Origin of the sequence: Pseudomonas sp. CFII68 (assembly GCF_000416195.1) — a bacterium.
GTDB classification, from domain to species: domain Bacteria; phylum Pseudomonadota; class Gammaproteobacteria; order Pseudomonadales; family Pseudomonadaceae; genus Aquipseudomonas; species Aquipseudomonas kilonensis.
This window is the reverse complement of sequence record NZ_ATLN01000104.1, coordinates 1-11,813: the sequence shown is the minus strand read 5'-3', so window position 1 is coordinate 11,813 and position 11,813 is coordinate 1. Positions and strand designations below refer to the sequence as shown.

Genomic DNA, 11,813 nt, shown 5'->3' with positions numbered 1-11,813 from the left:
CGCGAGGCGGCCTTACAGCCGGCCTGGCTCTTGCGGTCGTACTCCGATCCCATTGTGGGAGCGAGCTTGCTCGCGATGACGGCGGCAAATCCAACAGGGGTGCAAACTGACCCACCGCTATCGCGAACAAGCTCGCTGCTCCCACAGTAAAACGGTGGGGCACACAGCAACGCCAGACAAGCGGCCCCTCCAACAGGCTTGACCCACATGCCGCCAGGCATCACATTGCCTGGGCCGGCGATAAGCTCGCTGTTTCGTTGTGCAGCAGATTTTTGTGGAGCCCATGACCGCGTCGATTCCGATCCGTCCCCCCTGCCCGCCCGGCGTCTGCGATTGTGGCCGTGATGCCTTGCTGCAAGCGCCTGGCAGCGACCTGCGCATCCTGTGCCTGAATCGCCAGGAAGAAAAACGCCTGCTTGAGCGTCTGGAGAACATCCAGGACCTCGACGAACTCCAGCGCCTGCAGCAGCGCCTGTACGAAAACCTGGGGATCCGCCTGAGCGTCGAGCCTGGCTACAACGAAGTGCGGACCATGCGCGGCATCGCCATCGAATTCCAGGACCAGCCCGGCCTCTGCCGCAAGATTCGCCAGTCGATTCCCGCCGCCATCCGCCGTGGGCTGGAAAAACGCCCCGAAATTGCCTGGCGATTGCTGGATGCCCACGATCTGTTTCGCGACATCTGAACCCAGGCGGCTCCTTCCCTGGAGCGGCACCTCGGCCTAGAAATCCACCGTTGCGGAAAGCAGGTAGGTGCGCGGGGTCGACAACGTCAATCCAGCCTCACTGTCATCCGACGCCCCGGCCGAACTCCAGTAGCGCTTGTCTGCCACGTTTTCGATGTTGGCCCGCAGGGTGATGTGCTTTTCGTCGACCTTGAACGCGTAGCGGGCGCCCACGTCGAAACGTTCCCAGGAATCGATTTGCTTGGTGTTGGACTGGTCCAGATACTGCGAGCTGGAGTAGATGCCACGGCTGGTCAGGGTCAGGCCCTGTACCGTCGGCACGTCCCATTCGGCGCCGAGGTTGACGTTGTACTTCGGCGTGGCCGGTGCGCGGTTGCCGTCGAAGGCGCCGTTGGTGGTTTGGGTCAGTTCGCTGTCGATGTACATCACGCCGCCGAGCAAGCGGGTTCCCTTCAGCGGTTCGCCAAACACACTCAACTCCACGCCGGTGTTTTCTCGCTTGCCGTTCGGGCCGAAGACACGCGTCGTGGCGTCGGTCGCATAGGCCGGCTGCTTGATCCGGAACAGCGCGGCGGTGACGGCGAACGGACCGGCATCATACTTGGCGCCCACCTCGACTTGACGGCTGATGAACGGCGGGAAAATCTCATCCTCGTTCACCGACGTCGACGGCGCGATCTTGCCCTGGCTCAGGCCTTCCATGTAGTTGGCATACAGCGACAGCTTGTCGGTCGCCTTGAACAAGATGCCGCCCGACGGCGAAATTTTTTCCTCATCGTAGGCGGTTTCGCCCTTGGCGTTATTCGTCCAGTCGTCAACCTTCACCCGTTGCCAGCGGGCACCTAGGGTCAGCAGCAAGCGATCCTCAAACAGGCCAAGGGTGTCGGACAACGCCAGGCCACTGAAGCGGTTCTCGGTGTAGACCTTGTCGTCCTGTCGCGTCGGGTTGCTCGGCGTCGGGGTCTGTACCGGGTCATACAGGTTGCTGCTGCCGTTGGCGTAACGGGCGCCACCATTTTCGAAGTCCATGTAGAAATAGCTGGCAGCCAGGTTGACCTCATGGCTCACCGGGCCGGTATGGAACCAGTTGCGCACCCCGGCACTGGCCGTCCGGACATTCTCGTCGCGGGTGAAATCCCGGGGTTGAACGCGGAAATCTCCAGCCTCATTGAGGACCGAAACGGCATGCCGAAGGAACTCATGAGTACTTTTGCGCGCCCCCACGCCGCCGTACAGCATGACGGAGTCGTTGACATCGAATTCGGCATTCACCGCGCCGAAGGTATCTTTGGTACGCGCCTTGCTCCAAGGCTGCGCGTAGTTGCGATCTACATCGCTGGCATGCGGCACTGGCGCGTCGGCGCCCACCTGCACGCGCTCCTGCGGCGCGTCGGTGTTACGCTCGGTACGGCCAATGTCCGTCGAGAGCCGCAGGCGTTCACCGCGAAAATCCAGGCCCAGCACCGCCATCTCGCGGTCCACGCTCTGGTGATCCCATTCGGTGTCGCCCGCCTGCTTCACGCCATTGAAGCGAATACCGAACTTGTCCTCTTCACCAAAACGCCGCCCGACATCCACGGCACCGCCAAGCTGATTATTGGAGGCATAGCTGCCGGTGAACGAGGTGATGGGCTTGTCGGTGGCCCGCTTGGGCACCACGTTGATCCCGCCGCCCACGCTGCCCCGTGGCGAGATACCGTTGATGAGCTGGCTCGGGCCCTTGACGATATCGACGCGCTCGGCCATCTCCATGTCGATCGTGTACGTCGGCAGGATGCCGTAGAGACCGTTGTACGCAACATCACTGTTGAACAGGCTGAAACCGCGAATGGTGAACTGCTCAAAGCGCCCGCCCGCCGGGTTGGTGGCACGGACCGAGGGGTCGCTGGCAATCAGGTCGCCCAGGGTGCGTGCCTGCTGGTTCTTTACCGCCGTGCTGGTGTAGGTGGTCATGCTGAACGGCGTTTCCATGAAGTCCCGCGAGCCCAGCAAGCCTTGCGAACCACGCCGCGCCACCTGACCGCCGGCATACACCGGGCTGTCCGTCGAAGCCGTGGCGCCGACAATCGAGGTGGGTGCCAGTTGCAGGCTGCCGCCTTCTGGCGCCGGCATCAGGATGTAGGCCTGCTCACCCACCGTTTGCAATTGCAGGCCCGAGCCCGACAACAGCCGGGCAAACCCCTCCTCTACGCCAAACTCACCCGAAAGCCCGGCGCTGTTGCGACCACTCACCAGGGCCGGATCCACCGACAAGTTGACGCCCGCCAGCCCGGCAAACCGGGTCAACGCCGCGCTCAGGCTGCCCGCCGGCACCTGATAGCTGCGCCGGGTGGCTTCTTCGGCCAGGCTCGATGAGATAAAGAAGGGGCTGGCGCTCAGGCTCAACATGAGGCTCAGGTTCAACAGCGGACGCCAGCCGGCAAAGGCCGGGCGCAAACGCAAAGGTGCAACTGCGGACATTGGAAAGCGCTCTCATTTTTGTTCAGTTGCCTTGAATGACAAGCGAGACAAAAAAAGGGGACAGGCCTCAAAACTACACCCTCCCTGTGGCGAGGGGATTTATCCCCGCTGGGCTGCGAAGCGGCCCCCAACCCCGGCAACTCGGTGTGTCAGTAAGATCAAGGTCGTTGCTTTTGGGGCTGCTGCGCAGCCCAGCGGGGATAAATCCCCTCGCCACAGGGGTATGACTGCTCGTCTTTATTGCGTACCGACCTCAGGCCATATTTTTGCGAAGTGTCAACGTGACCCAGTAACGAGTGCGCCTGTGCACGTCCAGCGGCAGGCTGGCTGCAAGCAGCGTGAGGATTCGGTCGGTGTTGTCGAGGCGGAAGCTGCCGGTGATTCGCAGGGGTTCCAGGGTTTTATCCCAGCACAACACGCCGGGGCGATAGCGGCTCAGTTCCCGGAGGAAATGCCCCAGCGGCTGGTCCTGCGCAACCAATACGCCGTCACGCCAACCCAACTGCGCCACGTCGAACGCCTTCACTGGCCCCGCGCCTGAGTCCTGGATATTGACCTGCTGGCCCGCTTCCAAACTCAGCAATGGCCCGCGCTGGGGTTGCAGTTGCGCCGAGCCGCTGACCACCGACACCCGGCAATCGCCCTCGCCCAGGTGCAGGCAGACCTCGCCACGAGTGATGGTGATGAGCCCGTAGGGTGATTGAACGGACAGCGGCGTGTTTCCGGCGAGCTTGAGAGCCATCTCGCCGCGTACCAGCACCAGGCGCCGCGCCTTGAGGTCCAGGTCGACGGCGCTGTCGGTGTTCAGTTGCAGCGCACTGCCATCGACCAGCGACCAGCGCCGTTGCTCGCCCGTGGCGGTGTGCAAGTCAGCGCGCCAAGCTTCCAACGGCAACTCTCGCCCCAGCAGCCAAGCGGTCGGGACCAATGCGGCGACGCCCAATGCGCGCTTGAGCATCTCGCGCCGGGCCAGCACTGGGCGGTCCAGGGTTGCCATGCCCAGGGACGCGGGCACCCCGGCAAAACGCTGGCGCAATCGCTGGGCCTTCTGCCAGGCCGCCTCATGATGAGCGCTGCTGTCGCGCCAGCGTTGCAGGGCCGCCGAGTCGAACGCATCCCCGTCGAACTCCATCAGGGTCAACCAGCGAGCCGCCGCCCGCGCCGCTTCACGGGCTCCGGGCGAAGGAGCCGAGCGCATCAGAAGTCCACCAACAGGCAATGCTCATAGGCCTGGGCCATGTAGCGTTTTACCGTGCGTTCGGAGACTTGCAGGCGCTCGGCGATCTCGCGATAACCCAGGCCTTCAAGTTGGCTCCAGAGAAAAGCCCGGCGCACCAAGGGCGGCAGGCCATCGAGCAATTCGTCCAGGGCTTGCAGGGTTTCCAGCAGCAGCCAGCGTTGTTCTGGCGACGGTGCGCAGGCTTCAGGCAGGCTGGCCAAGGCATCGAGATACGCCTGTTCAAGATTGCGCCGGGTGTAGAAATTGCTCAGCAGGCGTTTGCCAACGGTCAGCAGATAAGCCCGGGGTTCTTGCAGGTCAGTCAAGGTCTGGGAACTGGAAAGCACCCGCAGGAAGGTATCCTGGCGCAGGTCCGCTGCATCCCAGGCATTGCCCATGCGCCGCCGCAGCCAGCCTTCCAGCCAGCTACCGTGGTCACGGTACAACGCATGGAGGGAATGCTCCGTCGGCGTAACTGCATCACACATGTCCAGAGCCTGCGCAAAGTCTTAAATGAGACTGATTCTAATTAATGTTCGCGCGTTAATCCAAGCTCTTTATGCAAAGTGTGTCTAAACACGGGGATGGAATGGATAGAGGGCCCTGTGGGAGCGAGCAGAGCTATCAGTGACTGGCGTGCAAGGTCTTCGCCACCTCAGGCATGGCCGACGAGTGATGGTTGATGATCTTCCACTGGCCATCGAGGCGCTCATAGAGGAAGGTGTAGCGCGCCTGGACCTCGCGCTTGGAACCGTCGGCCTGGGTGAGCGTGAAGGTATAGACACCACTGTCCATCGCCGCATCGGGGCCCAGGTGGCGGATCTCCCGGTAGTTGATTTGCCCGACCGGTTTGCCGGCCAGGAAATGCTCGAAGTAATCCTGGATCTGCGCCGGCGTGTTGCGCACCTTGTTGGAAACAGTCGGTTGCAAAATCGCATCCGGAGCGTAGAGGCCGGTCACGGCGGTGGCGCTACCGGTTTGCAGCGCGGCGTTCCAGCGGTCGAACAGCGCCGCGATCTCGCGGTCATTCACATTCTTGGGCTGCTCGGCCACCGTGCGATACACGTAAGGCGTAGCCTCAAGCGCCTGGACAAGCGGCGCGGCCAGCAGGAATAAAGCAGCAATGGCGCAGGTTTTCATTTTCATCAAAGTGTTCCTTTGGGTTTCAATGGGCCCACTTTGCCGGCCTTCCCGGCCTTCGCCATCGGCCAACCGGTGCCAATCGCCTATGCCGTTCGGCAGATAGGCCCAGTGCCGGTGACACGTTCTAATGACGCCACCGCGAACCGGACCGGTCCTCTTCCACGCTGGAGTTCCCCATGCAAAGTCCACCCCATGACCCCGGCAGTGCCCTGGCCATCCGCAGCCAATATCGCCAGTCGCAAAGCCGTGCCGCGCGCCTGGGCCTGCTGCTGGGCACCGGCCATGAACTGACGCAGTTGCCCCTGCCGGCCATGCGCCAGCGTGCGCTGCAACGGGCGTGCGCGTTCATGGCCATGGACCATGGCCTGCTGCTGGAGTGGGCGCCGGACCACCCGTTGCGCACCCTCGCCAGTCACGGCAGCGCGGAACGACTCGAGCTGCTCGCCAACCAGGCCCAGCCACAAACACCCGGCCCACAATGGCTGGAGTCGCCCGGCAGCGCCCTGCCCCAGGTCTTGCGGGTGCCGTTGCGTGCCTCCGACGGCGTAGCGTTCGGGGCGTTGTTGCTGGGCAACAGCGTGGCCCTCGGCGCACCGGACAACGAAGACATCGAATCACTGCAATTGCTCGCGACGCTGTTGGCGGCGCACCTGGAGAACAGCCGTCTGCTCGAAGCCCTCCAGGCCCGCGAGCGGACCATGTCCGAGCTGGTCCACCGCCTGTTCAGCGCCCAGGAAGACGAACGCAAGCGCGTGGCCTACGACCTGCACGACGGCCTGGCGCAGAACCTCGCCGGTTTGCATCAGCGCTTGCAGGGCTTCGCCGGTCGCTGCCCGTCGCTACCGCCGGCACTGGCGAGCGAGCTGCAAAGCATCCTCGACCTGGCCCAAGGCTGCGTCGGCGAAGGTCGGCAACTGATTGGTGGCCTGCGCCCCCACGTGCTGGATGATTTCGGCCTGTACAAAGCCGTCGACAAGGAGGCCGATCGCCTGCGCGATGCGGGCCTGACGGTGAACTGGGCCGAACACAGCACCGCGCGCCTGCCGGGCAACACGGAGATCGCCCTGTTTCGCATTGCCCAGGAAGGCATCAACAACATTCTCAAGCACGCCCAGGCCAGCCACGTGCACTTGGGGTTGGCGGTGGACGATGGCCACGCTTGCCTGCGAGTGGAGGACGATGGCCGTGGCTTTGCCCTGGAACAACCCATCGAGACCAACGGCAGCTGCCATCTGGGGCTGGCTGCCATGCAGGAACGCGCACACTTGCTGGACGGCCACTTGAGCTGTTGCAGCCAGCCCGGCGGCGGCACCCGACTGCTGGCCAGCGTGCCGCTACCAGCCCACGGAGTACAACCATGAACCGCCCTTTGCGCCTGCTGCTGGCCGATGACCACGAAGTCACCCGCACCGGGTTTATCAGCATGCTCGCCGGCAACCCGGGATTCGAGGTCGTCGGCCAGGCCCGCGACGGCCAGGAAGCCCTCGACCTGTGCGAGCGGCTACAGCCGGACATCGCGATTCTCGACATCCGCATGCCCGTCCTCAACGGTTTGGGCGCGGCGCGGATCCTGCAGCAGCGCCAGCCCGGAATCAAAGTCGTGATCTTCACCATGGATGACAGCCCCGACCACCTCGAAGCCGCCATCGGTGCGGGCGCGGTCGGCTATCTGCTCAAGGACGCCAGCCGCGATGAAATGCTCGACGCCCTCAAACGGGTCGCCCAGGGCGAAGAGGCGTTGAACAGTTCGGTCAGCGCGCGCCTGCTGCGCCGCATGGCCGAGCGCGGTGCGAATGGTGTCACTCAAGTCCAGGCCCTGACCGCCCGGGAACGCCAGGTCCTGGGGCTGGTGGCTGGCGGTTTCAGCAACCGTGAAATCGGCGAAAAGCTGGGCATCGCACCCGGCACGGCCAAGGCACACGTAGAGCGTGTCATCGGCAAACTGGGCGCCGCCGACCGGACCCAGGCCGCCGTGCGCGGCGTTGCCCTGGGCCTGGTGGCGCAACCCGCCGGGCAATGGCCATGAGGTTTCTCGCCGCCCGCCGCTGGGCCGACCTGCCCTTGCGCGGCAAAGCCCTGGTGGTGATTTCCCTGCCCCTGGTGGTCCTGCTGCTGTCGCTGGTGCTGATCTATATCACCGAACGCCAGACCGCCCGGGCCGAAGAGGATGTGCGTCGGGTGCTGCTGGTCCAGGGCGATATCCAGACAGTCCATACCCTGCTGGCCGAGGCGGCGGCCAGCGTGCGCGGTTACCTGCTGACCCGCCGCGAAGATTTCCTGCCCAGCTACGAACAGGCCACGCCGCTGATCCATGCCGCGTTGCAGCGCCTGGACCACAACATTCGCGACGCCAGGATGCGCGAACACCTCAAGACCATCACTCCGCTGATCGCCGACAAACTCGACGGTTTGCTCGCTTTGCGCAACGGCAAGCGCGACGATCCCGAGGCCATCACCGCGATCCTGATCGAAAACAAACAGGTGCTGGACGTACTGCGCGAGCAGATCAGCGCCATGCGCATACGCGAGGACGCCCTGCTCGCCGACCGCAGCGCCGCCGCCTCGGCCACGCGCATGCGCCTGTTGTTCGCCACCTTGCTGGCGGCGGTGTGCGGGCTGCTGGGGGCGATTGTCGCGGTGTTGTTCCTGTCCAAGGGCATTGTCGCCCGGGTCCAGCAGGTACAAGGCAACGCCCAGCGCCTGGCATTGGGCCAACCCTTGTTGCCGCAACCGCCGGAGCAGGACGAAATCGGCCAGCTTGGCACGCGCCTGGTGGAGGCCGGGCAGTTGCTCGCCGAACGCGAGCGGGCCCTGCGCGACAACGAGGAGCGCTTGCGGCTGATCATCGATGGTGTAAAGGACTACGGAATCTTCGCCCTGGATGCCCAAGGCTACGTCACCACCTGGAACGCCGGCGCGGAGCGGATCAAGGGCTACACCGAGCAGGAAATCCTCGGCCGGCATTTTTCCCTGTTCTACCTGGCCGAGGAATGCCCGGCGCACCCGGACATGGCCTTGCGCGAAGCCACCCGCGACGGTCATTACATGGAAGAAGGCTGGCGTTGCCGCAAGGACGGCAGCCGCTTCTGGGCCAGCGTGGTCATCACCGCCCAATACGATGGCACCGGTGCCTTGCGCGGTTTTTCCAAGATTACCCGCGATATCACCGACCGACGCGCTGCCGAGATCGCCCTGCGCACTGCCCGCGAAGAAGCCGAAAGCGCCAGCCGGGCCAAGAGCGAGTTTCTCTCGCGCATGAGCCACGAACTGCGCACGCCCTTGAACGCCATCCTCGGTTTCGCTCAATTGCTGGACATGGACTCCACGGCTGGCCAACGCCCTCAGGTCAGCCACATCCTGCGGGCCGGCCAGCACTTGCTGGCGTTGATCAACGAGGTGCTGGACATTGCCCGGATCGAGGCCGGACGCCTGCCGCTGAACATCGAACCGATCGCCCTGTCGACGGTGCTGCACGAAGCCCTGACCCTGGTTTCACCAATGGCCTCCGACGCCGGGATCCACTTGGCCGAGCTGCCAGCGCTGCCCGACGACAGCGGCGTGCTCGCGGACCGCCAGCGCCTGGTGCAGGTGCTGCTCAACCTGCTGTCCAACGCCATCAAGTACAACCGGCCCGGCGGTGAGGTGCGCGTCGAAGTCAGCGTCCAGGCCCATCAGGTGAGCATCGCCGTCAACGACACCGGTCATGGCATTGCCCCGGAACAGCTGGACCAACTGTTCAAGCCCTTCGAACGCCTGGGCGCCGATCCCCAGGTCGAAGGCACTGGCCTGGGGTTGTCGTTGAGCAAGAGCCTGCTGGAAATGATGCAGGGCAACCTGCAGGTCCACAGTGAGCCCGGACACGGCTGCTGTTTCACCCTGCAACTGCCCGGCACCCAGGTGGTTGGCGCGCATTTGCCGCCCATCGCCGCCCTGGCGGTGACACGTTCGCCTGTGGACTATCACGGCAAAGTCCTGTGCATCGAAGACAACCTGTCGAGCCTGGCGCTGATCGAAACCCTGATGCAACGCCGCCCTGGCATCCAATTGCTGTCGAGCATGCAAGGCCAGATGGGCCTGGACCTCGCTCGCCAGCACACCCCGCAACTGATCCTGCTGGACGTCAGCCTGCCCGACCTCGAAGGCCTTGAAGTCTTGCGGCGCCTGCGCCAGTCCCCGGCCACCGCCGCCACGCCCGTGCTGATGATCACCGCCGATGCCAGCGACCTGACCCATCGCGCCCTGCGTGACGCCGGTGCCACGGCGATCCTGACCAAACCTATTCATATCCAGGCCTTCCTGGGCCACCTCGAACACTATCTACCGGAGCCCGCATGAATCGCGACTTGCGCATTCTGATCGTCGACGATCAGCGCCCCAACCTGGACCTGATGGAACAACTGCTGGCCCGCGAAGGGTTGCACAACGTGTTGAGCAGCACCGAACCGTTGCGCACGCTCGATCTGTTCAACAGCTTCGAGCCGGACCTGGTCATCCTCGACCTGCATATGCCGGCGTTCGACGGCTTTGCCGTGCTCGAGCAACTCAACCGGCGGATCCCGGCCAACGACTACCTGCCGATCCTGGTGCTGACCGCCGACGCGACCCGAGACACGCGCCTGCGGGCCCTGGCCCTCGGCGCCCGGGATTTCATCAGCAAACCCCTGGACGCCCTGGAAACCATGCTGCGTATCTGGAACCTGCTGGAAACCCGTGCGCTCTATAAGGCGTTGCGCGAGTTGATCCCGTCCCAGCAGATCGAACTGTTGCGCCAGCACCGTCCCGCCGCCGGCCCGGCTTGACCTGGCGGCTGTTCCATCGAGGCATTCGAAGCATGGAAGTCACTGAACGAACATCGGCAACCGGCCTGCAGGCACACATCCGCGGCGAGCGCGTGGCGACGTCCGACGGCGTATCGGCCAAAGAAATCCTGGTCGAGATATTTGTCCGTGAACGCAGCGAAGCACACATCGTCGTGCCGGCAGTGGCCGAACCGTTGCTCGTCTGGGTGCTGTCCGGGGAAGCCATCGTCGAGGAGCGCGTTGCCAACGAGGCGTGGGAAGCGAATACCGTGGTCACCGGAGATTTTTTCCTGACCACATCCCCGGTTCCTTATGAGATGCGCTGGCAAGTGACCAGCCGCGAGCCGTTTGTGGTCATGCATCTGTACGTGGGGTTGGCATTGCTGGAGCGCGCCATAGCTGAGACTGGCGGCAGCGGCGCGATCCAACTGCGGGAAGTCTCTGGCGGGCGGGATGAAGCGCTTTCAGCCTTGCTCGAACAGATTCGAGCGGAATTGACCCGACGCGGTGAAACCAGTGCCTTGCTGATCCAGGGCGTGGCGCAATGTGTGGCGGTGCACCTGGCGCGGCATTATGTGGATGCCGAGGCCGAGGACATGTCCGGACATAACGCCCTGCCCGCTTTCAAGCTCAAACGGGTGACCCAGTTAATGGAACAACACCTGGCCGAACCCTTCAGCCTCGGTGACCTGGCCCAGGCCATCGGCATGAGCGAATACCACTTCAGCCGCTTGTTCAAGCGCGCCACCGGGCGTTCACCTTCGCAGTACTTCATCCAACTGAGAATCGCCCGGGCCCGGCAACTGCTGCTGGAAACCGATCGCAGCGTCATCGATATCGGCCTGGAGGTCGGCTATGGCAGCGCCAGTCACTTCTCGCAGATCTTCCGCCGCGAAGTGGGCGTGGCGCCGAGTCATTACCGCAAATAAAGGCCTGATGGCGCCACAATGAGGTTCTTGGTGGTGTTGGCGATCAAGTGGCCGCACACAAACCGCTGTGGGAGCGAGCTTGCTCGCGATAGGGCCAGGCCAGTCAACATTGATGGCGGCTGGTCCACCGCTATCGCGAGCAAGCTCGCTCCCACAGGTGTTTCATTTGATCCGGTAGTGAAAGGTATTGCGCACCGCCGGCACCGTCACCGCCTTGCCATCGATGATTCGCGGTTGATAACGAAACGTCTGGGCAGCGGCCAGGGACGGTCGGATGAACAAGGGGTGGCAACCGTCGATGACCTTGGGGTTATCGATCCGCCCGTCCGGCGTCACGCTGTATTCCACGGTGCAATCACCTTCCAGGCCCTTGTCCAGGGCGCGTTGCGGATAGTCCGGGGCTTGCTTGCTCAGCGGTTGGTAGCTACGGCTGTCGGCGGCGGCCTGGCGCGCTTGCTCGGCTCGGCGTTGCTCGGCGAGTGCTTGCGCCTGCCGGGCCTGGCGCTGTTGTTCGGCGGCCTGCTGCTCGGCGTCTTGCCTGCGTCGTTCGCTTTCCTGGCGTTCGCGCTGCTGCTGGG

At 63.9% G+C, this 11,813-nt stretch carries 11 protein-coding genes; 6 read left to right on the top strand and 5 right to left on the bottom strand.

Features of this window, described 5'->3' with window-relative positions:
• Positions 1-283 precede the first annotated feature (283 nt).
• Positions 284-685 (top strand): hypothetical protein, encoded by a 402-nt coding sequence (locus tag CFII68_RS08375; RefSeq protein ID WP_018610475.1) that lies wholly within the window; start codon positions 284-286, stop codon positions 683-685.
• Between the two features lie 36 nt (positions 686-721).
• Here the strand turns inward: CFII68_RS08375 and CFII68_RS08380 are convergent, their stop codons facing one another.
• The 4 genes from CFII68_RS08380 to CFII68_RS08395 all read right to left on the bottom strand — a co-directional run bounded on the left by CFII68_RS08380 (position 722) and on the right by CFII68_RS08395 (position 5,510).
• The gene (locus tag CFII68_RS08380) at positions 722-3,145 is read right to left on the bottom strand and encodes a TonB-dependent receptor (protein ID WP_018610473.1); all 2,424 of its coding nucleotides are present in this window, start codon (positions 3,143-3,145) and stop codon (positions 722-724) included.
• A gap of 253 nt (positions 3,146-3,398) precedes the next feature.
• Positions 3,399-4,343 carry a FecR domain-containing protein gene (locus tag CFII68_RS08385; protein WP_018610471.1) on the bottom strand — a complete coding sequence of 315 codons (945 nt, stop codon included), beginning with the start codon at positions 4,341-4,343 and terminating at the stop codon, positions 3,399-3,401.
• Complete coding sequence (locus CFII68_RS08390) at positions 4,343-4,852, bottom strand: sigma-70 family RNA polymerase sigma factor (RefSeq protein ID WP_033062765.1); 510 nt, start codon at positions 4,850-4,852, stop codon at positions 4,343-4,345. The genes CFII68_RS08385 and CFII68_RS08390 overlap by 1 nt, the downstream gene beginning before the upstream one ends.
• 136 nt (positions 4,853-4,988) lie before the next feature.
• Complete coding sequence (locus CFII68_RS08395; RefSeq protein ID WP_014338290.1) at positions 4,989-5,510, bottom strand: SgcJ/EcaC family oxidoreductase; 522 nt, start codon at positions 5,508-5,510, stop codon at positions 4,989-4,991.
• A 173-nt stretch (positions 5,511-5,683) separates the two neighbouring features.
• On the opposite strand from CFII68_RS08395, the gene CFII68_RS08400 reads away from it, so the two are divergent.
• The 5 genes from CFII68_RS08400 to CFII68_RS08420 are packed head-to-tail and all read left to right on the top strand — an operon-like array spanning position 5,684 to position 11,235.
• A complete protein-coding gene (locus tag CFII68_RS08400; protein ID WP_018610467.1) occupies positions 5,684-6,868 on the top strand; it encodes a sensor histidine kinase in 1,185 nt (394 codons plus the stop codon).
• Positions 6,865-7,533: a response regulator transcription factor gene (locus CFII68_RS08405; RefSeq protein ID WP_018610465.1), complete on the top strand. Its 669-nt coding sequence runs from the start codon at positions 6,865-6,867 to the stop codon at positions 7,531-7,533. Before CFII68_RS08400 ends, CFII68_RS08405 begins: the two co-directional genes overlap by 4 nt.
• The gene (locus CFII68_RS08410) at positions 7,530-9,842 is read left to right on the top strand and encodes an ATP-binding protein (protein WP_033062766.1); all 2,313 of its coding nucleotides are present in this window, start codon (positions 7,530-7,532) and stop codon (positions 9,840-9,842) included. The genes CFII68_RS08405 and CFII68_RS08410 overlap by 4 nt, the downstream gene beginning before the upstream one ends.
• Positions 9,839-10,306 carry a response regulator gene (locus CFII68_RS08415; RefSeq protein ID WP_018610463.1) on the top strand — a complete coding sequence of 156 codons (468 nt, stop codon included), beginning with the start codon at positions 9,839-9,841 and terminating at the stop codon, positions 10,304-10,306. Before CFII68_RS08410 ends, CFII68_RS08415 begins: the two co-directional genes overlap by 4 nt.
• Positions 10,307-10,338: 32 nt before the next feature.
• On the top strand, positions 10,339-11,235 hold the full coding sequence (locus CFII68_RS08420) for a helix-turn-helix domain-containing protein (protein WP_018610462.1): 897 nt from the start codon (positions 10,339-10,341) through the stop codon (positions 11,233-11,235).
• Positions 11,236-11,397: 162 nt separating this feature from the next.
• On the opposite strand, the gene CFII68_RS08425 is transcribed toward CFII68_RS08420, so the two are convergent.
• On the bottom strand, positions 11,398-11,813 hold a 416-nt coding region (locus tag CFII68_RS08425; RefSeq protein ID WP_018610461.1), incomplete at its 5' end, for an energy transducer TonB.